The sequence below is a fragment of the Xenorhabdus eapokensis genome (genome assembly GCF_001908105.1).
Window position 1 is genome coordinate 1 of the sequence record NZ_MKGQ01000037.1, and the last position, 25,723, is coordinate 25,723.

At 45.5% G+C, this 25,723-nt stretch carries 27 protein-coding genes and 1 pseudogene; 9 read left to right on the forward strand and 19 right to left on the reverse strand.

Annotated features, from left to right (window positions below; translation table 11 throughout):
- Positions 1-99: 99 nt before the first annotated feature.
- From Xedl_RS23755 to Xedl_RS16690, 3 genes and pseudogenes are all read right to left on the reverse strand, one after another.
- A pseudogene (locus Xedl_RS23755) lies at positions 100-1,215 on the reverse strand (ISKra4 family transposase); the annotation flags it as partial.
- A gap of 24 nt (positions 1,216-1,239) precedes the next feature.
- Positions 1,240-1,821 carry a recombinase family protein gene (locus tag Xedl_RS16685; RefSeq protein ID WP_074024901.1) on the reverse strand — a complete coding sequence of 194 codons (582 nt, stop codon included), beginning with the start codon at positions 1,819-1,821 and terminating at the stop codon, positions 1,240-1,242.
- 144 nt (positions 1,822-1,965) lie between these two features.
- The gene (locus Xedl_RS16690; protein WP_479688309.1) at positions 1,966-2,397 is read right to left on the reverse strand and encodes an IS1096 element passenger TnpR family protein; all 432 of its coding nucleotides are present in this window, start codon (positions 2,395-2,397) and stop codon (positions 1,966-1,968) included.
- Positions 2,398-2,424: 27 nt separating this feature from the next.
- On the opposite strand from Xedl_RS16690, the gene Xedl_RS23760 reads away from it, so the two are divergent.
- Both Xedl_RS23760 and Xedl_RS16705 read left to right on the forward strand, forming a co-directional pair.
- Positions 2,425-3,226 (forward strand): IS5 family transposase gene (locus tag Xedl_RS23760; protein ID WP_143187459.1). Its coding sequence is split into 2 segments (ribosomal slippage): positions 2,425-2,688 and positions 2,690-3,226, totalling 801 coding nucleotides; the frame shifts between segments, so codons are not numbered across the junction.
- Between the two features lie 226 nt (positions 3,227-3,452).
- Positions 3,453-5,057 carry an AMP-binding protein gene (locus tag Xedl_RS16705; RefSeq protein WP_074024905.1) on the forward strand — a complete coding sequence of 535 codons (1,605 nt, stop codon included), beginning with the start codon at positions 3,453-3,455 and terminating at the stop codon, positions 5,055-5,057.
- 49 nt (positions 5,058-5,106) lie between these two features.
- Here Xedl_RS16705 and cobT read toward each other — a convergent pair whose 3' ends face one another.
- From cobT to Xedl_RS16785, 16 genes are all read right to left on the reverse strand, one after another.
- Positions 5,107-6,192 (reverse strand): nicotinate-nucleotide--dimethylbenzimidazole phosphoribosyltransferase, encoded by a 1,086-nt coding sequence (cobT, locus tag Xedl_RS16710; RefSeq protein ID WP_074024906.1) that lies wholly within the window; start codon positions 6,190-6,192, stop codon positions 5,107-5,109.
- A gap of 80 nt (positions 6,193-6,272) precedes the next feature.
- A complete protein-coding gene (cobS, locus tag Xedl_RS16715; protein ID WP_074024907.1) occupies positions 6,273-7,031 on the reverse strand; it encodes an adenosylcobinamide-GDP ribazoletransferase in 759 nt (252 codons plus the stop codon).
- Positions 7,028-7,573, reverse strand: a complete 546-nt coding sequence (gene cobU / locus Xedl_RS16720) for a bifunctional adenosylcobinamide kinase/adenosylcobinamide-phosphate guanylyltransferase (RefSeq protein WP_074024908.1) — start codon at positions 7,571-7,573, stop codon at positions 7,028-7,030. The genes cobS and cobU overlap by 4 nt, the downstream gene beginning before the upstream one ends.
- Positions 7,570-9,120, reverse strand: a complete 1,551-nt coding sequence (locus tag Xedl_RS16725; protein ID WP_074024909.1) for a cobyric acid synthase — start codon at positions 9,118-9,120, stop codon at positions 7,570-7,572. Before Xedl_RS16725 ends, cobU begins: the two co-directional genes overlap by 4 nt.
- Positions 9,121-9,155: 35 nt before the next feature.
- On the reverse strand, positions 9,156-9,908 hold the full coding sequence (locus Xedl_RS16730) for a cobalt-factor II C(20)-methyltransferase (protein ID WP_074024910.1): 753 nt from the start codon (positions 9,906-9,908) through the stop codon (positions 9,156-9,158).
- On the reverse strand, positions 9,908-10,696 hold the full coding sequence (gene cbiK / locus Xedl_RS16735; protein WP_074024911.1) for a sirohydrochlorin cobaltochelatase: 789 nt from the start codon (positions 10,694-10,696) through the stop codon (positions 9,908-9,910). The genes Xedl_RS16730 and cbiK overlap by 1 nt, the downstream gene beginning before the upstream one ends.
- 33 nt (positions 10,697-10,729) lie before the next feature.
- On the reverse strand, positions 10,730-11,515 hold the full coding sequence (locus tag Xedl_RS16740; protein WP_074024912.1) for a cobalt-precorrin-6A reductase: 786 nt from the start codon (positions 11,513-11,515) through the stop codon (positions 10,730-10,732).
- Complete coding sequence (locus Xedl_RS16745) at positions 11,512-12,237, reverse strand: precorrin-3B C(17)-methyltransferase (RefSeq protein ID WP_074024913.1); 726 nt, start codon at positions 12,235-12,237, stop codon at positions 11,512-11,514. The genes Xedl_RS16740 and Xedl_RS16745 overlap by 4 nt, the downstream gene beginning before the upstream one ends.
- Complete coding sequence (gene cbiG, locus Xedl_RS16750; protein WP_074024914.1) at positions 12,231-13,331, reverse strand: cobalt-precorrin 5A hydrolase; 1,101 nt, start codon at positions 13,329-13,331, stop codon at positions 12,231-12,233. The genes Xedl_RS16745 and cbiG overlap by 7 nt, the downstream gene beginning before the upstream one ends.
- Positions 13,312-14,118, reverse strand: coding sequence for a cobalt-precorrin-4 methyltransferase (locus Xedl_RS16755; protein WP_422645898.1), 807 nt, complete (start codon positions 14,116-14,118; stop codon positions 13,312-13,314). The genes cbiG and Xedl_RS16755 overlap by 20 nt, the downstream gene beginning before the upstream one ends.
- Positions 14,108-14,692: a decarboxylating cobalt-precorrin-6B (C(15))-methyltransferase gene (locus tag Xedl_RS16760; RefSeq protein ID WP_074024916.1), complete on the reverse strand. Its 585-nt coding sequence runs from the start codon at positions 14,690-14,692 to the stop codon at positions 14,108-14,110. Before Xedl_RS16760 ends, Xedl_RS16755 begins: the two co-directional genes overlap by 11 nt.
- The gene (locus Xedl_RS16765; RefSeq protein ID WP_074024917.1) at positions 14,689-15,309 is read right to left on the reverse strand and encodes a cobalt-precorrin-7 (C(5))-methyltransferase; all 621 of its coding nucleotides are present in this window, start codon (positions 15,307-15,309) and stop codon (positions 14,689-14,691) included. The genes Xedl_RS16760 and Xedl_RS16765 overlap by 4 nt, the downstream gene beginning before the upstream one ends.
- Positions 15,306-16,469 (reverse strand): cobalt-precorrin-5B (C(1))-methyltransferase CbiD, encoded by a 1,164-nt coding sequence (gene cbiD / locus Xedl_RS16770; protein WP_074024918.1) that lies wholly within the window; start codon positions 16,467-16,469, stop codon positions 15,306-15,308. Before cbiD ends, Xedl_RS16765 begins: the two co-directional genes overlap by 4 nt.
- Positions 16,462-17,103 (reverse strand): cobalt-precorrin-8 methylmutase, encoded by a 642-nt coding sequence (locus Xedl_RS16775; protein ID WP_074024919.1) that lies wholly within the window; start codon positions 17,101-17,103, stop codon positions 16,462-16,464. The genes cbiD and Xedl_RS16775 overlap by 8 nt, the downstream gene beginning before the upstream one ends.
- Positions 17,104-17,115: 12 nt before the next feature.
- Positions 17,116-18,075 carry an adenosylcobinamide-phosphate synthase CbiB gene (gene cbiB, locus Xedl_RS16780; RefSeq protein ID WP_074024920.1) on the reverse strand — a complete coding sequence of 320 codons (960 nt, stop codon included), beginning with the start codon at positions 18,073-18,075 and terminating at the stop codon, positions 17,116-17,118.
- Complete coding sequence (locus Xedl_RS16785; protein ID WP_074024921.1) at positions 18,072-19,466, reverse strand: cobyrinic acid a,c-diamide synthase CobB; 1,395 nt, start codon at positions 19,464-19,466, stop codon at positions 18,072-18,074. The genes cbiB and Xedl_RS16785 overlap by 4 nt, the downstream gene beginning before the upstream one ends.
- Before the next feature lie 716 nt (positions 19,467-20,182).
- On the opposite strand from Xedl_RS16785, the gene cobA reads away from it, so the two are divergent.
- From cobA to Xedl_RS16820, 7 genes are all read left to right on the forward strand, one after another.
- On the forward strand, positions 20,183-20,941 hold the full coding sequence (gene cobA, locus Xedl_RS16790) for a uroporphyrinogen-III C-methyltransferase (protein WP_074024922.1): 759 nt from the start codon (positions 20,183-20,185) through the stop codon (positions 20,939-20,941).
- Positions 20,938-22,011: a threonine-phosphate decarboxylase CobD gene (gene cobD, locus Xedl_RS16795; protein ID WP_074024923.1), complete on the forward strand. Its 1,074-nt coding sequence runs from the start codon at positions 20,938-20,940 to the stop codon at positions 22,009-22,011. Before cobA ends, cobD begins: the two co-directional genes overlap by 4 nt.
- Entirely contained in the window at positions 22,004-22,864 is an 861-nt protein-coding gene (locus tag Xedl_RS16800) for a GHMP family kinase ATP-binding protein (protein ID WP_074024924.1), read from the forward strand. Before cobD ends, Xedl_RS16800 begins: the two co-directional genes overlap by 8 nt.
- Positions 22,865-22,930: 66 nt before the next feature.
- Entirely contained in the window at positions 22,931-23,284 is a 354-nt protein-coding gene (locus tag Xedl_RS16805; RefSeq protein ID WP_074024925.1) for a tRNA-binding protein, read from the forward strand.
- Between the two features lie 29 nt (positions 23,285-23,313).
- The gene (locus tag Xedl_RS16810; RefSeq protein WP_074024926.1) at positions 23,314-23,715 is read left to right on the forward strand and encodes a VOC family protein; all 402 of its coding nucleotides are present in this window, start codon (positions 23,314-23,316) and stop codon (positions 23,713-23,715) included.
- A gap of 440 nt (positions 23,716-24,155) precedes the next feature.
- On the forward strand, positions 24,156-24,581 hold the full coding sequence (locus tag Xedl_RS16815; protein ID WP_074024927.1) for a JHE-like toxin PirA: 426 nt from the start codon (positions 24,156-24,158) through the stop codon (positions 24,579-24,581).
- A 93-nt stretch (positions 24,582-24,674) separates the two neighbouring features.
- Positions 24,675-25,631, forward strand: coding sequence for an insecticidal delta-endotoxin Cry8Ea1 family protein (locus tag Xedl_RS16820; RefSeq protein ID WP_083600375.1), 957 nt, complete (start codon positions 24,675-24,677; stop codon positions 25,629-25,631).
- The last annotated feature ends 92 nt before the right edge of the window (positions 25,632-25,723 follow it).

Here is a 25,723-nt window from a genome sequence, read left to right on the forward strand (position 1 = left end):
CACATTAGGTATTTTTGCCAACTTTAAACAAGGTAAAAAACAACGCGACTGGCTTCAACAAACTCTCGTTATTGGGTGTTAAAGTCGAGCATCGCGTTAGGTATACATTTCATCAAGATGTTTTAACAGCGATTTATGGTTTTCATAATGCAATGTATCGTCATCACATATCAAGGCACAATGATCCAAATATTCTAATGCCTTATTGACATTCCCATGCCAGATAGACCATTTTGTGCTGGTTAAAACGTCTAATAATTCTGCACCGAGTTCAGGGGCGTTTTTTGATACCCCTTTGGCATATTATTTTAAGACGGTCAGGCGCATTGTGATATGAAACCAGTCGAGCACGTGCTGGGATTCAGGGTACAAATTAAATTGCAGATCCCTGAGGCTATCAGCGCCATCTGATAAGAAAGTAATTTGTTGATTAGCCTGCATTCCCTATGAAGATAACTGGGCAATGAGTTTTCTTCGGGGATGATTTTCCAGACACTGCACAAAACCAAAACGTTTGGTCGGAACATTAGTTGCGAATGATTTTCCGGCGATGACTTCGAAATGATGTTTTCTGTCGTCCCGGTTTCTGACGTACCCCCCATCAATACCCACCGCCATCGGTTTTCCCGGTTTGGGTAATTTTTCCCATTCTCTGGGATCGCCGGGGAGAAAATCAGGCAACCCATCTAATTCGGCCTCTTGTCTTTTAGCGGTCTGGCAGAGGTGGTTTCTGACTGTGGCGGCATTACAGCGTTCACCCACCGGCAGAATATCTTTGAGAAGATTGGCGGTCAATCCATAAGACATCAATGAAGCCCACCGGGTTTCTATATACCTGAGTTCCGGGTGAGTATGCGTATCACACCAGTGATTGAGCAAGCTAACGGTGTGGGTTGAATGTTTTTCACAAGCACACCGGTAAACCCGAAATCCCTCCACGGGAATAATGCCAAACAAGGTTCGATACTGGATTGTCTGTTTGCCTTTTATTCGCCGGTTTCGCTGACAGCAAGGACAAGTGCGATGTTCATCCAAATATTCCGCCGCCTGTTTCTGGATCACTGATTGCTGGATAGCGTTCAAAAGTAATTTAGATTCAGACAGGGAAAGTCCAATGTCATTGGGGGCGTCGGACTGTTTTTCTATCGTGAATAACTTCTCAGTATGGCGATGCCCCGATTTATCGACCATCGCGATTTGGATTGTGAATTGCATGATGCTGTCCTCCCGGGGTTGTGGCTACTGTATTCCCCCGTTTTTTAGCTGGTGACGCAATTTATAATACGTAGAAACACCTAATCCTACGTTATCGCAGGCCAGCTTTAACTTGATACCTTTTGCTCTTAACGCGTCTATTTGAGGTAATTTACTGATATCCGCAGGCGGCCTGCCCGTTCGTTCCCCGCGCTGTTTTTTTGCGGCGATCCCTTCGTTTTGCCTCTCCCGAATGAGTGCCCGTTCAAACTGACTGAAGGCCGACATCATATGCAGTTGCAATTCTTGCATGGGCGTGCTCTCGTGAGCACTAAACGTAAGCTGCTCTTTCAGGAATATCAGTGTAATACCTTGCTGGCGTAAACGCAGGGTCAGGCTACACATATCCATCATATTGCGGCATAACCGATCGATGGAGTGAACAACAATCGTGTCACCGGTTCTGACCTGTTGAAGCATAGCCTGAAGTTGTGGCCGGTTGATGTTTTTCGCACTGGCCTGTTCGACATACATTTTATCAATTTTAATACCGGATGAAGACAGCGCCTCTTTCTGGCGCTCAACATGTTGGTCAACCGAACTCACCCGAATATAGGCATAGAACATACTAACCTCAAAAGTCTTTAAACCTGATAAAGATTTGTAGAATACTCTATAAAATTAACTTTTTCGAGGTTTATAGAGTGTTATGGTCTTGTTTTCAGCACGGATGAAAAGGTATACCTTTGTGGATACCGATCATTCTATCCGCTACAACCATATCACCATCAGCTCCAGTTCCAGAGCATTAAGGTTGAGCTGACTTAATTGGCGATTCACCTTTCGGCGGTTGAATCGGACAGTATCCAGATCATCTATCAATGGGCGAATTTTTCTGACGGAGGTTGTGTCATCAGCATGAATAATTGCATTGAGTAATGCCAGGGTTTTCATCGCTTCATCCTCTGGCGTGACACCGGGCATTCTGTTTCCGGCCAAACAAAAAGGCGACTTCAGGCGTGAGTTTTCGAGAAGTGTTTCAATACGGATATCATGAATCCAGTGCTCGAAAAAGTTGTATTCGTAGGTAAAGCGGTCACCGGCATCAAATTCAAAATCATCCAGCGTAATTTTGTAAGAGCCCATTCGGAATCTTTTTTGAACGTAATTGTTTTTCCTGTATTCTGTCCGCCCAAATAAGATAAGTGCCTATATAAGTGACCTGCTGGAATGAGAAAAACCTACCCGAGTGATATCAGCCGAGAAGCCTTTCAAAAAATTGAACCCTTGTTGCTCAGCAGCCGAAAACGTACGCGTCCTCGGAAAGTCGATGTGTATGAGGTGTTTTGTGCCCTGCTGTATATCCTCAAGAGCGGTTGTCAGTGGGATATGCTCCCCAGTGATTTCCCCAGCAAAAGTACCGTGTATTACTATTTCAAACTCTGGAAAGAGAAACCGTCAGAAACAGAACCTAGCCTGCTGGAGCAGGCATTAAAAAAATCGGGTTGGCGAGGCCCGTATCAACTCTGGTCGGAACGCTAACACGACGTTTGTGATCGTCGACGCACAAAGCGTTAAGAATACAGATACAGCGCGTGAGAAAGGCTATGATGCCGGTAAAAAAGTGTCTGGCATCAAACGCCATATCGCGGTAGATACTCAAGGTTTACCTCACGCAATAACCATCACCACGGCAAATGTCACGGACAGAAAAGGGGCACTGGAGGCTTTTACGCGGCACAAAAAGTCCCTCAGTTGGGTGAAAAATGTTTTAGCCGATGGCGGTTATACGGGAGAAGTCTTCGCTGAGAACGTGCATCATATACTCGGCGCGACTGTCGAAGTTGCCAAACGTAGTGAATTGCATACTTTCCAGGTGATACCCAAGCGATGGGTTGTCGAACGTTCATTTGGTTGGCTGGAAAAATGCCGACGATTGTGGAAGAACTGTGAGAGATATTTGAATACCAGCCTTCAGTTCGTCAATCTGGCATTTCTCGTCGTGTTGCTGCGCAGAAAAAATACTGAATAGGCTGTTAAATATAACTTTTTAATCTATTTTCAACGGATTGTTTTTGCAAGTTTAATAAATGAATGCAGCATATTAAAAAACATAAAATAAGCCCATATTATTTACATGAAAATTTTAAATAAAACACCCTCCTTTAAATTGCACCCACATTGATTATTTTTACGCCAGCGATTACTTTTAAAGTACATAACAGTTTTGTTAACGATAATAATATAGGGTGAAAAATATGATTCTCGATAATTCATTCTTACATGAATATACCGGTACTACATTATCACCGATTTTATTTCTTAAAAGGGCTGTATTAAGCAATGGTAATGATATAGCCATTATTGATGGAAGACAGCGGTGGACCTGGCACCAATATGCCAATCGCTGTGAAAAGATTGCTATCTCTCTGCAACAAATGGGGGTGGATAAAGGAAGTGTAGTCTCGGCTATTTTACCCAATATTCACGAATTGCTTGAATTACATTTTGCTGTTCCTTTGTCTGGCGGTATCCTCAATGCTTTGAGTACCCGAACAGATGCAGCCACATTAAATTTTATTTTTGAAAAACTGCATCCAAAAATATTATTTATCGACAAAAGTTATCTTTCACTATTAAATAATGTCTCTTTCAATAATCCCATTAAGATAATTATTGTTGATGAAAACAACTCAGCTATTCCTGTATCTCCTGCCGGACATGAATTTATATCTTACGAATCACTGATAACCGAACATTCATCAAAAACACTCTCATTTAGCCAAATTGACGAACAAGCCGCAATCAGCATCAATTCCACTTCGGGCACCAGTGGGCAACCTAAATTGGTTGTTTATTCTCACCGTGGGGCATTTTTAAATGCTATTTCTAATATTCTGGACTGGGACATGCCCAGAACTCCCACCTTTTTATGGACTCTTCCCATGTTTCACTGCAATGGCTGGTGTTTCCCGTGGACAGTTGCGGCACGGGCTGGCACCCACATCTGTATAAGAAAATTTGATGCAGAAGAAGCGATGCAACTGATCCAGGAACATCACGTAACCCACTATTGTGGTGCTCCGATTATTCACTACTCTTTAGGCAAGATAACGCAAAAGCATGGAAAGCATTTTGGTGGCCGCGTTTATGGCTTGATTGCTGGCGCCCCACCGACAGAAATGATGTTTTCATTGCTGGACGAAGTCGGTATCAATGCAACGCATGTTTATGGATTAACTGAAACTTATGGTCCTGTCGTTGTTTGTGAAAATAAGCATGAATGGCAAGCACTACCAGAATCAGAAAAAGTCTTAAAACGGATGCGTCAGGGAATTGTTTCTAATTTACAAGGGCAGGTGAGCGTTATTGATAAAAATAACTCAGCAGTTCCTTTTGATGGTAAAACCATCGGCGAGATTGCTATTCGCGGTAATATCGTAGCAGCTTATGATCCTGTACGTCATGTTATACCGGAGATCACCAATCAATGGTTTTATACTGGTGATTTAGCCGTCGTCGATCCTGATGGCTATCTTAAAATCATCGATAGAAAAAAAGATATCATTATTTCCGGTGGTGAGAATATTTCCAGTCTTGAGCTGGAAAATGCCTTGTCCAGTTATCCGGGGGTTTTGGCTGCCGCTGTTGTGGCAAAACCCGATCCCTATTGGGGAGAAGTTCCCCATGCTTTTATTGAACTCGACGAAAATGCGTCAATCACGGAGCAAGAGTTAAATGATTATATTTGTACTGTAATAGCACGGTATAAACGCCCTAAAGGATATACTTTTTTAACTTTGCCGCGAAATGCCAATGGCAAAGTGGTGAAAGATCAATTGAGAAAATGGGTCAAAGATTGATATAACCGGCATAAAAGCAATAACGATAAATTAACCCCCTGGACTTAATTTATCTGTTTAAAGACGGCGCTATTACGTGCGGCCTTTCTAACATTGGCAGACTGATCCCACTGCTTGCTAATTTCCCCATATGGCAATACATAGCGCTGGCTGCATCAATCAAGGACATAGCAATGGCCGCACCGCTGCCCTCACCAAGACGCAAATCTAAATGCAAATAGGGTTGCAAATTTAAATGTTGTAACGCCAGCGCTGTACCTTTTTCTGCCGACATATGGGAAGGAATGCAATAATCCCGTGCCATAGGAGATAGTTGACATGCGGCTAATGCTGACGCATAAGATAAGAAACCATCAAGTACAATCGGCACGCCAGAAGCTGCCGCTCCCAGAATCACACCAGCCATGCCGACAAGCTCAAATCCTCCCACTTTTGCTAATACATCAATGGCGTCTTTGTTATCTGGCTGATTGATGGCAATAGCCTGCCGTACAATAGATTGTTTATGCGCCAGCCGCTCAGGGGGTAAATTAGCGCCTAACCCAACCACATCACAGGGATCATTTCCTGTCAGGACACTGATAACGGCGGCGGCCGCAGTCGTATTGGCTATCCCCAGTTCTCCGATACCCAATACCGTTATTCCTGCCGCAATACGCTGTTGCACCAATTGTGCGCTTGCCAGTAACAATAGCTCTGCGTGTTCATAATCCATCGCGGCCTCTTTGGCAATATTGCCGCAACCCCGTGCTATTTTAAGGGACAACATGTGTTCGATAGGAACACAATCTATGCCAATATCCACGGGCAAGACATGTGTTCCGCTGTTTTTTGCCAGCACACAAACACCGGTTAACCCTTTCAGCATATTGTGTGCCTGTATGGCCGTAACGTTTTTAGGGGAAATCGCTACGCCTTCGTCATATACACCATGATCAGCACACATGACGATAATCTCTTTTTGCAGGTTTTGTAGACCCGTAATACCAGGCATACCCGATAATTGTATCGCCAATGCTTCAAGACGCCCCAAACTTCCCAATGGTTTGACTAAGCTATCAATGTGCTGTGCCGCTTGTTCCATCTTTCCCCGATCCAGAGGTTGAATCGCATCAATCAATGATTGTAGTGTCATGTTTATCCATCCAATTGACATTCTGCCTGAGCGTAAAATGCCTGCGTCACATCTGATTATTCTCTCCTGATTGACTGTGTTTATTGCCAAATCATAACCAGCAAAAAAACAATTTCCCCTACCTCAATGGCAGCCCCCAGCGTATCGCCGGTTTGTCCACCAAGGCGATAATTGAAATAGAGGGCAAGCCCGTAAACCACAAACAACGACACGATCATTGCCGACAAGGTTTGCCAATTCCCCAGTGCAATCACCAATACAACACCGGCCAACAAAGTCAGCATCGTTGCAGAAAAGTTAATTTGACCAATATAACTACTTCCCATTCCCTCGCCTTTACGGGCGTCGCGTTGCGCGTACATTAAAAGCACCACGGCTGTACGTCCGACAATCGATGCACAGGTCAACAGGGCAAGCAAATAGAGGGAAGGATGATAAGATAATTCAGCGACAGCTAATGTTTTAAGCAAGATACAGAAAATTAACCCGACACCGCCATAAGTTCCAAGCCGGCTATCGCGCATGATCTCCAGCATTTTTTCTCGCTGGCGGGAGGAAAAAAGCCCATCACACGTATCCGCCAACCCATCTAAATGTAACCCTCCCGTCAACAAAGCCAGAGCCAACACATAACCCAGCGCGCCGATATACATTCCCCCACCCGATTGACTGATAGAGAGGGATACCAAACCGGCCAGACCACCAACAATTAACCCAATCAATGGAAAATAAGGCACACCACGCCAATATTGGCGAAAACCGACGCCTGCCGCCCACTTTTGTGGGATCGGAAGCCGTGTCATAAACTGTAGTGCAGCCCAAAAAAGGTGCAGTTTCATTTGATCTTCACTCCAATGCCCGAAACCATTAGCCAAACTTCTTTAGCTGCTTGTGCCAGTTTTTGGTTAGCACGTCCAGCAATATCGACAAAATGGCGTGCCAATCGGTTTTCAGGTGTAATGCCCATCCCCAACTCGTTGGTCACCAAATAAACTGGCATCGGACACAGCAAACTCGCATCAATCAAGTCATCGATCTGATGATGGATAACTATCTCCAATGATGCGAAATCAAAGTCATCAGGTGATCTTCCCCCCGATAAGTCAAACAACAAGTTAGCAATTAATGTGGTAACACATTCTAATATAACGCCCTCTTGGGGTTGGCGGTGCTGGCGGATAACTGAGCCTAAATTTTGATGGCCTTCCCAGGTTCGCCAATGTGCCGGACGTCCCTGTTTATGCCGCTCAATACGAGCCGCCATCTCTTCATCCGTGACTTGTGCTGTCGCGATATATAATACCTGCTCGCACTGTTTAGCGAGCAGGCGTTCAGCGTAAGTACTTTTGCCGCTGCGAGCACCACCTGTCACCAAAATCATGACGTGATCCCACTCGATTTGTGTTCATGCATTAATTGATAAATCCGCGCAATATCCAGATGTTCACGCATACTGGCAGCCAGCTTATTGAATTGTTTTTCTTTGTGCTGGTGGTAATTAAAGGTTACATTTTCCAGTGGCGCGTAGCCTTTTCTGATACGCAATTGATTTAATAGTGGGCGGGTAAACGTGTTTTGGTCAAACAGACCATGCAAATAACTTCCCATCACCAAACCATCTTGAGTAACAGCACCATCAACCCCGTTTTTTGCCTCGCCATTGCACCAATGAATTTGAGCAAAAGGCATTGCCTGCTGACCAAGCCGAGTGGCTCCCATATGGATTTCATAACCCGCAATCGGTTGTTCACTGCATAATTCCAGTATACCTGACAGTGCCGGCATGACTACGCCCCTAACTTGTGCGGTCTGCTTTTCATTGGCAAACTCCGTTTCTGTATCCAATAATCCCAACCCTGCCATTTGGGTTAAACCGGATTCCACCCTATCCACAATCTGCTTGCCTAACATTTGATAACCACCACAGATCCCGATAATCGGCACATTTTTCTGATGAGCGGTGATAATGGCCTGCTCAAAACCCTGTATTTTCAACCAGGCCAAATCTGCCAATGTATTCTTGCTGCCGGGAAGGAGAATAAGGTCAGCTTGTTGCAGTTCAGAAGGTTTGGAGACATAGCGCAAATACACATCCGGTTGTGCTGCCAGCGCATTAAAATCGGTGAAATTAGCAATATGGGGGTATTGGATGACAGCAATATCCAGATAGTTTTCTGTTTTTTGCTGCTGCCGATCATATTTACCCACCTGCAAAGCGACACTGTCTTCATCTTCCAGATCGAGATCCAGCCACGGCAACACCCCCAATATCGGTACTTGTGTTAAGGCTTCGATCTGCTCGATGCCTGATTGCAACAAAGAGACATCACCGCGGAATTTATTGATGATCACCCCCTTGATGCGAGCTTTTTCCTCAGGTTTCAGCAAGGCCAATGTGCCGTAGATGGATGCAAAGACACCTCCACGATCAATATCTGCCACCAAAATGACCGGAGCATCCACTAATTCAGCCATCCCCATATTAACAATATCGCGATCACGCAAATTGATCTCTGCCGGACTGCCCGCCCCTTCTAACACCATGATATCCGTTTCAGCGGCCAGCCCGTTATATGCCATCAAAATCTGCCGGAGTAATTGGGGCTTATGTTCGTGATATTCCACCGCATTCATGCTGCACATCACTTCCCCCATAAAAATCACCTGAGCCTTGCGATCGCTGGTGGGTTTCAGCAATACCGGATTCATACGCACATCCGGCATCATCCCCGCTGCTTCCGCCTGAAATATCTGCGCTCGTCCCATCTCTTTGCCGTCTGCGGTAATCCCAGAATTCAGTGCCATATTCTGTGATTTAAAGGGAGTACAACGGTAACCATCTTGGGCAAATATCCGGCAAAATCCCGCTACCAGCACACTTTTGCCTGCATCAGATGCCGTTCCCTGAACCATCAACGATAATGTCATGCTATTTTCTCCCTTATTTATTGTGTAATTGGCATTTACCCCAATGATTGCCCGTTTTTATTAACCAAAATCGTTGAAAAATACGATAATCCCTGTCCCCACTCTTTTTCGCTGAGAGACAATGTGGCGAGATCGCGCCAGCATTGTTCAGTCGGCAAGGTGGCATCAGCCATCATTAAAGCATGTTCTAATAGATTGTGGCGTTGCAGCAGGTCGCGGATCAAAGGAAAACGCGAATAAACTTTCATCAAAACAATACAGTCGTGGTTGAGCAATGCTTGCTCTAAGAGAGCTTCCGAAGCGGTACAGGAAATAACAGCCAATGTTTGATTTTCCATCGCCAGTGGCATCGCACTGGCGGCGGCAATGGCAGAGAATGAGGTGATCCCCGGCACAATTTCCAACCACGAAGGAGAAGCCATCTGTTGCGATACTAATCGTTGCAAAAGAAACACCCATGTACTAAACAGCATCGGATCGCCCAAAGTGATAAAACCGACTTTCCGGCCACTAGCCACTTCCTCTTGCAAAGTTTGCGCCACTTCATCCCACACTGCTTGTTTTGCTGCCATGTCGGCTTTCATTAAAAAATGGTAAGTGCAAACTTCCGTTTTCGGTGAAAGATATTCTTCAATGATGGCGTGGGCGAGACTTTTGGCACCTTTTTTTCCCGTCGGGGTATAGATAACATCAAGCTCAGAAAGGATACGCGCAGCCCGTACCGTAATCAGGTCACTGGCACCTGGGCCAACGCCCATCACATACAGTTTTCCTGCTGTTTCGTTCATCAGGCTTTCTCCTGATCATTTAGCGCGTAAACGAGGTGATCGACAAACATCTGCCGGATCATCGGGTTTTCGCCTAATCCCTGTAACCAGGGGATCGCAACGATCCCTGCATTCTCCACCTGTGATTTCCAGGAGTCTTCTTCGTTTGAAGCCATATCATTAATAGCATGATCGCCGGCCACCAGCATCAATGGCATCAGATAAGCCTTGCGGATTTTTTGCGCTTTTAATCCCTTGATGATCAGAGGAAGTTCGGGATAGCTTTCCACCGCGCCTACCCGTGCCGGAAAATGGTAGTGGCTCATCAGGTGATCCAGACAGGCATAAGCAGAAAAAGCAGGGTGTGTTGTCCCGTGTCCCATAAAAACAACACATTCATTTTCTGCCAACCGCGGAAGCTGGTGGCGCAATGCCCGCATCAATTGCAGGTAATCATCAAAGTGGCTAAGTAGCGGGGCGCCCAGCACCAACCGCTTAAAACGAGGACGAAATTTCTCAACCTCACACCGCACCTTTTCATATTCATCGCCATTAATGATATGCAGACATTGCACAGCAACATCGTGATAACCAGCGTGATGCAGTCTGGTCAGAGCATCATGGGGGGTATCAATGTAAATGCTATCGCGCTGACGCAATTTGCGAATGATCATGCCAGAGGTAAATGCCCGAAATAGTTCCCTGTCTGGAAACACTGAGGCCAATTGCTGCTCACAGGCTTCAATATTGTTTTTCAGCGTTTCGGGATAACTGGTTCCGAAACTTATCACCAATAATGCTTTTTTCATTTTGCTTTTCCTTATTGGTCTATATTGGTCTATTTACATGCAAAAATTCGCCAATAATCGCGTCATCTCTTCCAATCCATTGACCCACGTGATCCCCTTACCTGCAAATTGCTGCTTTGGACGACAAAGTACGATGCAAGGCAACCCAAGAGAGAGGCAGGGTGCCACTTTCTCCCTGAAACCGCCTTGCTCACCAGACTCTTTGGTAATGACGACCTCCGCCTGACAAAATTGGTAAAATGCCCGATTGAAATCGGCACTGAACGGGCCTTTGAGGGCAAAAATCTGATCGACTGACAAACCACAAGACTCACACATCGCCAAAACTTCTGCGGTTGGCAATACGCGAGCCAGTACCGTTTTTCCTTTCAGGTGAGCCATATAGTCAGCCAATTGTTTACTGCCGGTTGTCAGCAAAATACGGCTTGCCAAATTGGCGGCTATTTCACACGCCTGCTTAATGGTTGCTACTTTATGAATGAGAGGGTGTTCGACAGCATCAATATCGCTGGGGCGAATATAACAAATCAGAGGGATACCCGACTTTTGGCAAGCACTGACAATGTTTTGACTCAGCCGTTCAGCATAGGGATGGGACGCATCAATCACCATTTTTGCCCCTCGCTTTTGCAGATATTCAGCCATCTCTTCGGCTTCCATCCTGCCAGTAACAATTTCACCGCGAACACCTATCGCCTGCTGTGCCCCCGTGGGTGTCGCCACTGACAAGCCATAATCTATACCGGCAATATCCATCATCGCGCAAATCTGGCGGGCGTCGCTCGTACCACCAAAAATGTGGATCAATGGCCGTGTCATAACTTGTACCCTCTCGGCGTGATCATCAGCCCATCACGTATATACGTTGACTGATTACCCACTATCACCAGACTGCGCATATCAACACGGGAAAAATCCATTGAACCAAACGTCGTCAGCCATTTCTCCTCATGTTTGCGCCCTGCCGCTTTCACCACACCCACGGGAGTTGCTGGCGATTTCCACGGCGCCATCAAAGAAAATGCCCGTGCCAAATGATCTTCCCGTCCTCGGCTGCGGGGATTATAGAAACAGACCACAAAATCAGCTTCTGCCGCTGCCTGCACCCGCTTTTCAATCACCTCCCACGGGGTGAGCAGATCGCTTAAGCTGATATGACAAAAGTCATGCATCAATGGTGCACCAAGCAAAGTGGCGCAAGCTGTACTTGCCGTCACTCCCGCCACCAGCCGAACATCTACATTGCGCTTTTGCTGGCTGACCAACTCCAAAATCAAGCCAGCCATGCCATAAATACCCGCATCACCGCTACAAACTACCGCCACATTTTTGCCCTGTTCGGCCAGCTCAATGGCTGTCTGGCAGCGTTCAATCTCTTTGCACATGCCGGTTTTGATAATTTCTTTATCGCCTACCAGTGGTTTCACCAGATGAGTGTAAGTTTTGTAACCTACTACGATGTCAGCCGCTTTCAATGCAGCGATTGCTTCCTGCGTCATCATGGCTTCGCTGCCGGGACCTATTCCAATGACAGTTAACATGGATGCAATACTCCTAATGTGATGGTGACGCCCTGCTCACGCAGGGTATGACCAACCAAGTGTCCCTGGCTCATTAGCCAGGCTACCGGTTGAGAGACACAGCCTATGCCCACTGTTTTTCGGACAAACTCAGAGGCTGGAAATACTTGTTCACACTGGGCAAGCTGATTAACAGAGAAGATTTGGTATGGAATTTGACGCACTTGTGCCAATTGAATTAGCGCCGGCTCGTTTTTTTTCAGCTCGATACTGCCGACGGCTTTTAGCGCCAAAGGTTCAAGGTTATGTTCCGCCAGATGGCGATCCAATAATTCTGCAAGCCGTTCAGCTTCCACGCCACGCCGGCAACCCATTCCTGCAACGATACGGCGCGGGATTAATTTAAACGTGGGGATTGGCAGTGCCAGATTTGTTCGTTCATAGCTGATGTATACCAGTGCATCCAGCTCAGGCCGTTCCTCCAGAACATCAACGGGAATAAATCCGCGCGTGTCGTAGCGATCTTTTTCATCGTCTAAGTTGGGATGCCACCAAATTCCTACCCGCTTACCATTAACCAGCATTTGATTGACGGTTTTGACATTGGCACGGAAATTTTCCATCTTCCCATCAATTGCTTGCGATAACAGATCCAATGCAGCAACCTGATTAACATCGGTTGCGGTAGTGATCACCGCCTGCCCGTCGAGAATATCGGCGATTTGCTGTGCCAGCTTATTTGCGCCTCCCATATGCCCCGACAATAAGCTGATAGCAAACTGCCCTTTTTCATCCAGTACAACAACCGCCGGATCGGTCATTTTGTCCTTGAGCAGGGGAGCGATAACCCGAATAGCGATCCCCGTCGCACCAACCATAATCAACGCACCATATTGGGTAAATACCTTCCGTACCGTCTTGGCAAAACCACCTTTAAATGCCATGAATTCACTATCGGTATCCATACCTTCACTCTTCACCAGTTCAGGGGAGGTGAAACAATCCATCGCTAAATGAGTTCGCAAACGACGCGCCAACGCCATGCCTCCTTCTGTCAGGCAAAACAAGGCATATTCTTTGTCAGGTGATATTAAGTCAGGCGCTACGATATTCATGGCTGAACCTCGCATCGTACAGTTTCGAATAGTGATACTCTGCCCCAAGAAAAGCGCCCACCAATATCAAGGCGGTTTTACGAATATCGGCGCTGCGTACCTGTTCAGCAATCGTCGCCAATGTCCCCCGCACAATCTGACAATCCGGCCAGGTTGCCTTGTAAACCACGGCAACAGGGGTTTCCTGCCCATATCCTCCCTGAATCAACCGATCCACAACCGCTGTCATATTCTGTACCGAAAGGAAGATCGCCATTGAAGTTTGGTGGGCGGCGAAGGCTTCCAGCGTTTCCCGTGGTGGCATTGGCGTTCTGCCTTCCATACGGGTGATAATCAAACTTTGCGCGACTTCGGGTACGGTGTACTCCACGCCCAATTGCGCAGCAGCGCCAAGAAACGAACTCACTCCCGGCACAGAGACAAAACCAATGGCGTGATTTGCCAGTTCTTCGGCCTGTTCGCGTATGGAGCCAAACAGCGATAAATCTCCCGTTTGCAGGCGAACCACCAACTTGCCTGCTTCCACGCCATTCACCATCAATTCCGTGATTTGCGATAACGTCAATCTCGCGCTGTCATGACATTCGGCATCTGCACGGCAATAATCCAGTAACTCCCGATTAATCAGCGAACCGGCATAAATCACCACTTGCGCCTGACGTAATAATTGATAGCCTTTCAGCGTAATCAGGCTCTTATCCCCTGGCCCCGCGCCAACAAACCAGACTTTTTCAGTATCAAAACTGACGTTATCTATCTGTCCAGAATTAATATGTTCAGGCATCATCTCGCTCCTTTTGCTCAGACTCTTTCTGGCAGGACAGCAAATAGGTGGGATTATTGGGTTTAAAATAATGTCCTTGCCCTAGTGCCGTCAGTTCTCCCACCTGAATTTCACGCCCATCAAGCGCGGTTACCTGACAGGATTTCAGATGCGACAATGCTCGTGTGAAGTTTTCCAGCAGGATAAAAGTCATGACTAAATGCCCACCTGAATTCAGGTGCAGCAACGCCCAATCAATGATTTCTGTCAAATGTCCACCGGTTCCACCAATGAAAATAGCGTCCGCAGTACTGTCTAATGGCATAGGGGCAGTACCTGACTGGATACAAACCTTGTGGCAGCCAAAATGCTGAATATTTTCAGCCAGCAACAACAAGGCATCTTCTTTGCGTTCAATGGCGAGAATATCTAATGCAGGATAGCGCAATGCCGCTTCAATACTGACGCTGCCCGTCCCCGCACCAACATCAATAAGACGGCTGACTTTTGCCAGCTCCAATCGTTCCAATGCCAGCGCCCTAACCGCTTCTTTGGTCATGGGGATGCGATGACCACGCAAAAACAGTTCATCTTTCATTCAGGTTCACCATTTAAAATCACCACGACATTCAGGCCATAATCCATGTCGCCGCGGTGCGCGACCTGTTCCGCGGGCAAACAAATAATTTGCTCATGTTCATGGGATAAATTTTTACCAATCACCATGCGCCGCTGCTGCCCGCGCGCCAGAATCGCTTGCGCAATCTGGTAAGGGCCAATAACGCCATCCGTTACCATCGCGATTTTTTCGTGTTGCAGCAGCCAATCAAAATCTGGTTGGCGTCCGTGGCTGCTGGTCAGGTAAATATCGTTCATATCCAGCAAAATCCGGGCGCACAAATATTGGATTGAACTGATGCCGGAGATGATGCGGGTATTTTGTCCAGAAAAATGCTCAGTAATTCGTTTGCCTATGCCATAAAAGAGAGGATCACCCGAAGCCAGCACGGCTATTTGCCGATGCTGATTCTGTTCAAGCCACTGCATCAATCCATCCACATCAGCATCCAAACGGCGGGTTTCCCCCTTGAAATGGGGAAATTCAGCGAGATGGCGCTTTCCTCCGACCAACACTTCGGCCTGCCTGATAGCCTCCAACGCAGCCAATGTTTGGTTTGCAGCGGCTCCTGGGCCAATACCAACAACGGTGATCATCGGCAATCCTCCGTAAAATCCTTCACTATGGCGTCCACAGGCCGATTGCAGCCCAAGACCTGGTTATCAAAAGAGAAAAGAATGGCGTCACACTGCGGCTTGCCGCTGGCAAAACGTAGCATTTGGTCGATACGCCCGCAGATTTTTCGGGCAATCTGTGGGTACACAGTCTGCCAGCCCTGTTCTGCAATTAACTCAATGGCCGCTTCGGTGGTATCACATTGATCCACGGCTTGAATCAGTTCGAAAGGTGCACCTAACAAAGCCAGATTGGCAATCAGCGTTTCCATGCGGCCATCCGCAATATGGCTGTGGGTATGAAAAATACCAGCAGCGATTTTCACCAGTTTGCCAACATGCCCGACCAGCACCACATGACGGAATTCCAGACGCACAGCCTCTTGCAACATGTAACCGACAAAATTACTCATTGTGACGACATAATTCGCATCAATACCCAACTGCTGGCTGACAAAACGTTCACCGTGATTCCCCGGCACAAAAATAATGCGATCCAACCCACTGGCACGTTTGGCCTCTAATTCCAGCGCCAGAGAACGTTTCCAGCTCTCTTCTGACATCGGCGTCACAATGCCTGTCGTGCCAATAATCGAAATACCGCCCTGAATCCCCAGTCTGTCGTTATAGGTTTTCTTCGCCCGTTCCTCACCTTCGGGGGCAAAGATGACGATATTCGCCCCACGGTGCAAACCGATGACCTCCCGTACCGCTTCTTCAATGGTATGCCGTGGGGTTTTATTAATGGCTGCCCAGCCAATCGGCAAACCAACGCCCACTCGCGTTATCCTGCCAATACCTTCACCGCCATCCAGTGTGATCACGCCGCTGTCATTGAGGGAGACACGGGCAAAAACCAACATACCGTGGGTGGCATCCACATCATCGCCACCATCTTTGCGGATAGCCGCAATCGCCTGTTGTCCTTCAACCAAGGGTTGCTCGACATTCAAGACCAATGTGACACCAGAAGGCGTGACAATCGAAACCTGATGAATAATCTGCTGACGCAAGATCATCAATGCGGCGACCTTGGCCGCGGCCGTAGCACAGGAACCCGTGGTGTAGCCCTTGCGATACCGCTTTCCTCTGTGCCAAACCGTTCCGAGACCATTGGCTTGCGTGTCACTGATTTCATTCATGCCTGACCTCCGGCATCCGATACAAAATGGCGTTGATAATGGCAGCGGCAATATTGCTGCCTCCCTTGCGCCCTTTGGCTGCAATGCAACTTAATCCGCTATTGATCAGGGCATTCTTTGACTCCTCCGCGCCAACAAACCCAACAGGCACACCAACGACTGCAATGGGTACAAACGGATGCTCCATCAAACGAAATAGTGCAGTCGGGGCATTGCCAAAGACAAAAATCTTCTCCCCTGTGTCTTGCAATGCCAGATCGACGGCTGCCATTGAACGTGTGATTTGCTGGGCTTTTGCCATTTGCATGGTACGGGGATCGCTGACATAACAACGGCATTCACTGCCGTACTGAGCCAGACGCGTTTTATTGATGCCAGATAACGCCATCGTCGTGTCGGTATATAACGTACAGCCACGCAAGATACCGTCACGAATAAGGCGCAAAACATCAGGAGAAAAATAGAGAATATCAAGCCAATCAAAATCGGCGGTGGTGTGGATCACCCGTTTGATCACCGCTTCTTGGTCTGCATCGGTAAAACGGTAATCAGGCCGCGATGCACAAATAAGTCGGCTGATAATATCAAAGCTATTTCTTTCAATCTGTTGGGGTTGCCGGATGTAGTTGCTCATGCTGTTCCCTCCTTACACTGTCACACGGATCAGGCTATGCAACAGCGCAAACAGCAAGAGCGCCATTACTGATGCCACCCTCATCATCTGAACAGACCGCGGGATATCGTCAGGCGTGACCTCGCGCCTTGCATCACCAATCCACGGCTTTTCGACTAGCTGATTAAAGTAAACATTCGAGCCGCCAAGACGGATGCCCAATGCCCCTGCTACGGTTGCTTCCGGCCAGCCACTATTGGGGCTACTGTGTTGATAGCGATCACGCCAGCCAATGCGCAGCGCCTGCCGAAAATCCAATCCCTGCCATTTCGCAGCCATTGCCAGCAGAAGCCAGCTCAAACGAGCCGGCAGCCAATTCGCCACATCATCCATACGTGCCGAAAACATCCCCAGTGCCCGATAACGGGGCGTTTTATAGCCCACCATTGAATCGAGGGTATTGATTGCCTTATAGGCCATAGCCAATGGAGCACCGCCAAGCATCAAGAAAAACAGTGGGGCAATCACCCCATCCACGCTGTTTTCTGCCACGGTTTCAATCGCAGCACGGCTGATTTGTGGCGTTTGCAATTGGCAAGTGTCCCGACCGACAATGTTGGCAAGCTGCTTACGGCTGGCGGCCAAATCCCCCTGACGCAATGCCTGATAAACGGCCTTTGCCGCATCGCCCAAGCCACGTCCTGCCAACACGGTATAAATCAGCCAAATTTCAGCCAAACATCCCAGCCAGAACGTCATGCCATAGGCCAATTGCAAAACCCAATAACTCGCCAACCAGACACTCCCTACCACCACCAGCCATAACAGTACGCCGCCCCATTTCAAGTCGGTTTCGGTCTGGCAAATCCGGCGAATAAGCTGCTCAGTCTGGTGAGTAAATTGCCCTATCCAGCGCACGGGGTGCGGCCAATGAGGGGGATCACCCCATTTCATATCCAGAATAAAAGCCGCAAACCACAATAAGACGGTCATAACAGCCTCCGTGCCATCATCAGCCAGCGATGGAGAAGATTGGGGCGTTGGGCAAAATGAATATGCAGATAGCCCGCCAGGGTATTGCCATTCTGGTAGCCTCCCAGCCAGCTTTTCTGCACTGTTTTTAATGTTCCTTGTGGATCACACCATTTAACACACTGAAAAACCGGAGGTTGAGTCGAAATAAAATCTGAGTAATGGAATTCATGTCCGCGCAGTGTTTCGCCTTTCGCCACTAACGGCGTATCACACATCGCTGTGGCTTCGCAGTAGCCAAAGCGTTTTAGGTGATCTTCCATCTGGCTTTCACCGGCAATCAATCCCACCATGCCATGCCGTACACCATCTGCATCAGTCAGGGCATTACCGAGATACATCAAGCCGCCGCATTCCGCATAAATGGGGATACCTTTTTGCTGCGCCTGACGTAATGCCGTATGCATAGCGTGGTTGGAAGATAAGGCTTGGGCATAAATCTCAGGATACCCTCCACCCAGATAGATCATCTGGCATTCAGGCAACTGCTGATCATGCAGGGGACTGAACCGTTTGATAGTCACACCGGTTTTTTCCAACAACAACAGGTTATCGGGATAATAGAAATGGAATGCCTCATCTTCTGCCAAAGCCAGCGTCAAGCCTTGCCCCATCGCGGGATCAATGAGGGAATCGATATTTCCTTTTGGCAAGCAAAATAGTCGGGTTAATACCAGCAATTTATCCAAATCCACCGCGGCTTCGATCTGCTGGGCAAGATAAGACCAACATTCTTCGCGTTGACTGACTTGCTCTTGTGCAGGGATCAGCCCAAGATGACGGGAAGGAAGGGTAACCTCTGGCATCACAGGAAGCCGCCCCAAAACAGGAATACCGCAATAACTTTCAATCGCCTGTTTTAATAACTGAAAATGGCTATCCCGATTGACGCGATTGATCAGCACCCCCACAATATTGACTGCGGGATCAAATTGCTGAAACCCCATCACTGTAGCGGCAATTGAGGTGGAAACTGCCTTCCCGTCCACCAATAAAATCACCGGACAGCCAAGTTGCTTTGCCATTGCCGCGCTACTGCAATAGTTGGGATCAGTGCCATAACCATCATATAACCCCATAACCCCTTCAATTACGGCAATATCTTGCTCCGCCATAGCTTGGTTAAACAAACCATTCAGGATAGGTTCGGGTAGCATAAAAGCATCAAGATTACGTGAAGCGACTCCGGCCACAGCCCGATGCCAGCCACCATCCAGATAATCCGGCCCGATTTTGAACGGCTGTACCCGCAGTGAACGGTTTATCAAGGCTCGCATGATGCCCAGCGCAACGGTTGTCTTACCACACCCGCTACCTGTACCTGCAATGACAAAAGCATGTTTCTGTTGCATGTGCTTACCCCAAAACATGTAAATTCTGTATTGGTGTTAAAATCGATATTAGTCTTAAGTCGGGATTAGTTTTAAATCTGCATGAGTATTAGAATCTGCAATTGACATTCTCAATATTGATGTTTATCAAACAAAAGGCTTTTAATTTATTTTCGACAAAAAAATCAACAATTCCTTTGTCTCGCAATAAATAAACAATATAATAAAAAATATTATCACTAAATTAATTTCATTTAAAAATTAAATAAAGAAGTAACTTATTTTTCAAAATACACACTTTTAATTTTTATAAAAACATCCTTTATTACTTTTGTGATCTTGCTCATGATTATTGGTTTTTAAAAACATTTTTTATTTTAAGTAAAATAAAAATCAATACACAGCAACAAATTAAACAATCAAAAATACAATCCAATCTATTGAATTAATTAAAAATTACAAAACAAAATAAAACCCATTAATGTGATAAAGCAATTTTCATATAGAAAAACATTTTCAATAGATAACAAAGTTAAATTTAAAAGCAATTCATATTTAAGAGCGTAAATATTGATATAAATCAAATTTACTTACCCCACATCAAAGTAATAATTATAAAAAATTAAAATCGATATAACACCATTCATAATAACAAGAAAAAACCGAGCTTCTCTATCCTGATGAAAATATACTTTCTCCTTTGATTATTTATATTTTAATTCCATAGAGGTAATCCAATGAATAAAGGCAATGTATGGTTAGTGGGTGCCGGCCCTGGTGATGCAGGTTTAATTACGGTCAAAGGGCTACACTGTATCCGAATTGCGGATGTGATTGTCCATGACCGGCTGGTTAATCCTGAACTTATTGCTCAAGTACCAGACCATTGTGAAATTATTAACGTTGGGAAAGAACATGACTACCACCCCATCCCACAGGAAGAGATTAACCAAATTCTGGTAAGGCATGCACAGGCGGGGAAACGGGTTGTTCGCCTAAAAGGTGGCGATCCCTATGTCTTCGGCCGTGGAGGAGAAGAAGCGGAAGTGCTGGCACAACATGGCATCAAATTTGAAATCATTCCGGGGATCAGTTCCGCAATTGGTGGATTGGCCTATGCCGGCATCCCTGTCACCCACCGTAATTATGCATCGAGTTTCCATGTTGTGACCGGACATACTTCTCAAGGCAACGAACAACAGAACTGGGCAATACTCGCCCAATTGGAAGGAACATTGGTTATTCTAATGGGAATGACTCGCCTGATGGAGATCTGCCAACAGTTGATGCTATATGGTAAATCCCCCACCACACCTGCTGCGGTGATCATGTATGCCAGCCATCCCAAACAAGAGGGCGTTACAGGCACACTGGAAACTCTGGCAGCAAAAGCAGAAGCAAAAGATCTCCATGCACCCGCGCTGATTGTGGTTGGTGATGTCGTCAATTTAGGCACAATGCTCTCCTTCTCCCCCACTTACGGAGCAATACCATGAGTGAACATGGCGGTAATATCATTGGCATTGCCCAACAATATGGTCTTCCAGCCAACGAGCTGGTTGATTTCAGCGCCAATATCAATCCATTAGGTGCTCCAGAACGGGTTAAGGCATTGATCAAAGAGAGTCTTGTTGATATCGAAAAGTACCCAGATGTGGAATATCGCCACTTGCATCAGGCAATCGCCAAGGCTCATCGATGTGATTACAACTCAGTAATAGCAGGCAATGGTGCAACAGAACTGATTTATGCCGTCACCCGTTATCTCAATCCCAGGCGAGCTTTGCTTTTTATACCCGGATTTGCCGAATATCGACGAGCCCTGGCGCAAATTGGAACAGAAATTATCGACTATCCACTAACAGAGGAAGCCGGATTTCAACCTGATTTACGCCTGCTGGATACACTTTCTACGATTCAACCCGATTGCGTTTTTATCGCCACGCCCAATAACCCTACCGGATTAATGCCAGATACCCAATTTATGCAATCGCTGGTGGAATATTGTGAGCAACAAAAGATCTCGCTGATTGTCGATGAATCCTTTATTGATTTTCTCCCTGATCACCGAGGGCTGATTCCACACCTTACTACCACTAAGCATCTTTATATCTTGCGTTCAATGACCAAATTCTTTGCCATCCCTGGATTACGTTTAGGCTATTTAGTCAGCGGCAATATAGCAGGAATTGCCAAGATGAAAAATCGACGTGAACCGTGGTCAATTAATGCCTTTGCGGCGCGAGTTGGAGAAATTCTGTTTGATGAACATGGCTATATTGCTGCGACACATCAATGGCTAACATCACAGCAACACTATCTCTGGACTCAGCTTTCAACGTTCCCTGAACTGACTGTCTGGCCGCCATCAGCTAATTTCCTGTTCTTCCGTTGCAATCAACCCAATGTTGATTTATGGCACGCGTTGCTTAAACAGCGCTTATTAATTCGCCATTGTAAAAATTATGCCGGATTAGACGAACATTACTATCGCATAGCCGTGCGCAGTGAGTGGGAAAATCAACGCCTGATCGCAGCCATGCCGCAGGTTTTTGCTGATGGCTGAAGCCGCTTGTCCCGCTTCCTGCGGAGAACTGCTACAAGGATGGCTATTTGGCGGAGAGAAGTTAATCTCCTGCCCAATCAATTGGTTCAGTTGTGTTGCTGTCAGCGACGGTATTCCCATACCCCAAGAACGGCCACGTATGCGCCAGATGGTCAATTTACTACTGGATTACTGGCAGGAGCCGCCAGAATCAACTTTTGGCTTGCGTATTGAATATCAATCTACCATTCCAATCGCCAAAGGCATGGCCAGCAGCACAGCAGATATTGCTGCTACCGCGCAAGCCACCGCCAGATTATTGGGCAAGTCACTGAAAAGTGAAGAACTAGCGCAACTCTGTGTCAAACTGGAGCCAACAGACAGTACAATATTCAAGCAATTAACCTTATTTGATCATCTCACCGCCCAAACGCAAATTCCCTTTGACTGGCAACCGAATATCGATATTTTGCTGTTGGAAAGTCCACAAACCCTTTTGACAGAAGAATATCACCAACAGGATCATCGCGCACAATGGCGGAATAACATCTGTTTATTCCAACAAGCATGGCGGCAATTCCGTACAGCGAACCAACGGCATGACAACTACCGCCTTGGGGAAGCTTGCACATTAAGCGCCATCGCCAGCCAATCGATACTACCGAAACCTTGTTTTGATCAACTGCGGGATTTAGTCGAACAGACGGGCATTTATGGCCTGAACGTTGCTCATAGCGGCAGTATCGTTGGCCTGTTATTCAATTCACATCGCCATGACGTAAATTACCTGCGCTGGTGGCTGCATCAAAAAAAGATTTCTGAGCACTATCCGAAAATTCACCAAGTCAAACTGATTGCGGGTGGTGTTCGCTGAAATCTATACATATCTTCACATTTTCTTTATTATAAATAACATAATTTAAACAATGAATTAAACCCTATGGAAAATACAACTCTGCCACCCGCTACAATCGACACCTTTATGTCACTCGACATTCGCGTTGGTAAAATTATCAAAGCAGAAAAAAATGAAAAAGCCATTAAACCCGCCTATAAACTTTATATCGATTTTGGTGGTGATATTGGCGAAAAACAGAGCTCTGCCCAGATATGCCAAAACTACACGGCAGAACAATTAATCGGTAAACAAATACTGGCCGTAGTGAATTTTCCCTCAAGGCGTGTGGCAGGATTCAAATCCGAAGTTTTGGTTTTGGCGGCGGTTTGTGACGAACAAGGAACCGTCCTTATCCAGCCAGAAAGAAACGTGAAATTAGGCACCCGCATGTTGTAATTTTTAAGTCGTAAAATAGTAGGAATACCATGAGAACACAAAAAAGATGTATGGGTTACGTTGCTATCGTTGTAGATGATTACGATAAAGCTATCGACTATTACACCAATAAATTGGGATTTACGTTGGTAGAAGATACGCCGCAACCAGGAAAAAGATGGGTTGTTGTCACTCCAAATCCTGCAAGTGACTGCAACTTACTGTTGGCAAGAGCATCTAACGAAAGGCAAGAAGCGTTTATTGGTAACCAATGTGGTGGACGGGTATTCTTGTTCCTGCAAACTGATGACTTTTGGCGCGATTATCACAAAATGAAAGAAAATGGCGTCCATTTTTGTGAGGAACCGCGTCAGGAAGAATATGGTATGGTAGTCGTTTTTGAAGATATTTATGGGAACCGTTGGGATTTATATCAGAATGCGGTTGCTTAGAGAATACTTATAAATATTATTATTAGCCCAATGATATTGGGCTATATTTAATTATCTGTATATTTATAGAAATAAACCTTGATCATTAATAACAACACTATTTATTGTTTTTACTATCAAAATTAACATCTCCTAATAAACATTAACCACGTCCCTTTACCTGATAATATTATTTCAATCAGTGATATAATTTTTAAATCGAGTTGCTATTTTTTATATTTTATATGCTCTTGCCAATATGTTTAGAATACTAGCAGAAATAATTTATTGTTCTAACACACCCATTAACAAAATAGATTATAACCATAAGGAGAAATTCCGTCATTATAAACAATCCTATAATGATATCGCCCATAATAAAAACCCTGTCAAAAACAAAGAAACCATATGTTAAAAAACGCAATATATTTTAATCAACTTTTAAAATAGGATAACACCTTATGAACACAATCAATATAAATATAAGTGGCAGTACCGTTACAGTCATAAGTAATAACGACACTAACCCAGAACCATTAACTTATAATACAAATACCCCAGCATCAGAACCTCTTACCGTCAGTCCTTATAGGGATATGACCATAGAGCCACACTCTTCTATTGAGGCAACAAGAACTGATACACCGATTATTCCCGAAAGACGCCGTAATTACTATGTAGCCAATTCTGGTCCCGCATCATCAGTTAGAGCTGTTTTTTATTGGTCTCATTCTTTCACATCACAATGGTTCGAACATTCCTCTATCACAGTGAAAGCTGGGGAAGACGGCATATTACAAGCACCGAGCAACTCTTTATATTACAGCAAGGTTGTCATTTATAATGATACTGATCAGCGAGCCTTTGTTACCGGATATAATAAGTAACAAGACAAAAACCATCTATAACTCATAAAGTTTAATTTAATAATTATCTAGCTAAAGCACTATTTAACTAAGAAATTAAGGTAAAGTAAAATCATGAATACCACACCGATTAATGTATCTGAAAATGAAACATTGCCTGTACTCTCTGATGTTATGCTTATTGTGCCTTATACAACATCTACCCCTGATTATGAATGGGATATGTCATCAATTATAAAGGATGCGATTATTGGTGGCATAGGGTTTATTCCAGCAGCAGGTCCTGCAATGTCTTTCCTGTTAGGACTATTTTGGCCTCAACAGAAAGATAATACCTGGGAGCAGATCCTCCAAAAAGTAGAACAAATGATAGAGAACGCCGTTCTGCAAACTATTAAAGGAATACTTAATGGAGATATACAAGAAATCAAAGGGAAAATGGAACATGTGCAATACATGTTGGAAACCTCGCCTGGGAGTCAGGAAAGTCATGAAGCATATATGTTCCTCGCCAGATATCTGGTGAGTATAGATGAAAAATTCAAATCTTTTGATAATAAAACAAACTACCAGATCCTACCGATGTACACCAATACGATTATGTTGCAGATCCCTTATTGGAAAATGGGGATCGAGAAGAAAGCAGATATTGGGCTGACAGATATTGAAGTCAATGAGTTAAAACAACTTATCAACAAATTAGTTGAAAAGGCTAAGAATTACATTCATACAATGTATACGAATGAATATAATAATGCTCTCAATACATCAACCGCATCGAATGTCACTAACAATTTACTCTCTGTAAGGGGATATTGTTTATTACACGGTTTAGAGTGTATTGAGTTAATTGAACATTTACAAAATAATAGCCTCGAAAGTGGTTTCTATCCTAAAACCATCAGTTATTCAACTGTGTTTGATCGTCAGACTAACAAAATGAGAATTCAGGCTCTGACAAAAGACGATCAAATGCAAGAACCCTTTAAGCCATCTTTAATCAATGGCAAATACAATAAAATACAATCCTTGCTTGGATATGTACAAAGAATTGGGAATGCCCCTAAATAAGCTTTCATAATAACGATACACTCATTTTTCTCACTCCCGGTTGTTGCCCTGATGAAAAGGCGGTCATAAATTCTTCAACGCACACTAAGAGT

What these genes read in the sequence shown, in the direction of transcription:
- Xedl_RS16685 (WP_074024901.1), bottom strand. Translation starts at nt 1,821, where the DNA reads ATGTTCTATGCCTATATTCGGGTGAGTTCGGTTGACCAACATGTTGAG.
- Xedl_RS16705 (WP_074024905.1), top strand. Translation starts at nt 3,453, where the DNA reads ATGATTCTCGATAATTCATTCTTACATGAATATACCGGTACTACATTA.
- cobT (WP_074024906.1), bottom strand. Translation starts at nt 6,192, where the DNA reads ATGACACTACAATCATTGATTGATGCGATTCAACCTCTGGATCGGGGA.
- cobS (WP_074024907.1), bottom strand. Translation starts at nt 7,031, where the DNA reads ATGAAACTGCACCTTTTTTGGGCTGCACTACAGTTTATGACACGGCTT.
- cobU (WP_074024908.1), bottom strand. Translation starts at nt 7,573, where the DNA reads ATGATTTTGGTGACAGGTGGTGCTCGCAGCGGCAAAAGTACTTACGCT.
- Xedl_RS16725 (WP_074024909.1), bottom strand. Translation starts at nt 9,120, where the DNA reads ATGACATTATCGTTGATGGTTCAGGGAACGGCATCTGATGCAGGCAAA.
- Xedl_RS16730 (WP_074024910.1), bottom strand. Translation starts at nt 9,908, where the DNA reads ATGAACGAAACAGCAGGAAAACTGTATGTGATGGGCGTTGGCCCAGGT.
- cbiK (WP_074024911.1), bottom strand. Translation starts at nt 10,696, where the DNA reads ATGAAAAAAGCATTATTGGTGATAAGTTTCGGAACCAGTTATCCCGAA.
- Xedl_RS16740 (WP_074024912.1), bottom strand. Translation starts at nt 11,515, where the DNA reads ATGACACGGCCATTGATCCACATTTTTGGTGGTACGAGCGACGCCCGC.
- Xedl_RS16745 (WP_074024913.1), bottom strand. Translation starts at nt 12,237, where the DNA reads ATGTTAACTGTCATTGGAATAGGTCCCGGCAGCGAAGCCATGATGACG.
- cbiG (WP_074024914.1), bottom strand. Translation starts at nt 13,331, where the DNA reads ATGAATATCGTAGCGCCTGACTTAATATCACCTGACAAAGAATATGCC.
- Xedl_RS16755 (WP_422645898.1), bottom strand. Translation starts at nt 14,118, where the DNA reads ATGATGCCTGAACATATTAATTCTGGACAGATAGATAACGTCAGTTTT.
- Xedl_RS16760 (WP_074024916.1), bottom strand. Translation starts at nt 14,692, where the DNA reads ATGAAAGATGAACTGTTTTTGCGTGGTCATCGCATCCCCATGACCAAA.
- Xedl_RS16765 (WP_074024917.1), bottom strand. Translation starts at nt 15,309, where the DNA reads ATGATCACCGTTGTTGGTATTGGCCCAGGAGCCGCTGCAAACCAAACA.
- cbiD (WP_074024918.1), bottom strand. Translation starts at nt 16,469, where the DNA reads ATGAATGAAATCAGTGACACGCAAGCCAATGGTCTCGGAACGGTTTGG.
- Xedl_RS16775 (WP_074024919.1), bottom strand. Translation starts at nt 17,103, where the DNA reads ATGAGCAACTACATCCGGCAACCCCAACAGATTGAAAGAAATAGCTTT.
- cbiB (WP_074024920.1), bottom strand. Translation starts at nt 18,075, where the DNA reads ATGACCGTCTTATTGTGGTTTGCGGCTTTTATTCTGGATATGAAATGG.
- Xedl_RS16785 (WP_074024921.1), bottom strand. Translation starts at nt 19,466, where the DNA reads ATGCAACAGAAACATGCTTTTGTCATTGCAGGTACAGGTAGCGGGTGT.
- cobA (WP_074024922.1), top strand. Translation starts at nt 20,183, where the DNA reads ATGAATAAAGGCAATGTATGGTTAGTGGGTGCCGGCCCTGGTGATGCA.
- cobD (WP_074024923.1), top strand. Translation starts at nt 20,938, where the DNA reads ATGAGTGAACATGGCGGTAATATCATTGGCATTGCCCAACAATATGGT.
- Xedl_RS16800 (WP_074024924.1), top strand. Translation starts at nt 22,004, where the DNA reads ATGGCTGAAGCCGCTTGTCCCGCTTCCTGCGGAGAACTGCTACAAGGA.
- Xedl_RS16805 (WP_074024925.1), top strand. Translation starts at nt 22,931, where the DNA reads ATGGAAAATACAACTCTGCCACCCGCTACAATCGACACCTTTATGTCA.
- Xedl_RS16810 (WP_074024926.1), top strand. Translation starts at nt 23,314, where the DNA reads ATGAGAACACAAAAAAGATGTATGGGTTACGTTGCTATCGTTGTAGAT.
- Xedl_RS16815 (WP_074024927.1), top strand. Translation starts at nt 24,156, where the DNA reads ATGAACACAATCAATATAAATATAAGTGGCAGTACCGTTACAGTCATA.
- Xedl_RS16820 (WP_083600375.1), top strand. Translation starts at nt 24,675, where the DNA reads ATGAATACCACACCGATTAATGTATCTGAAAATGAAACATTGCCTGTA.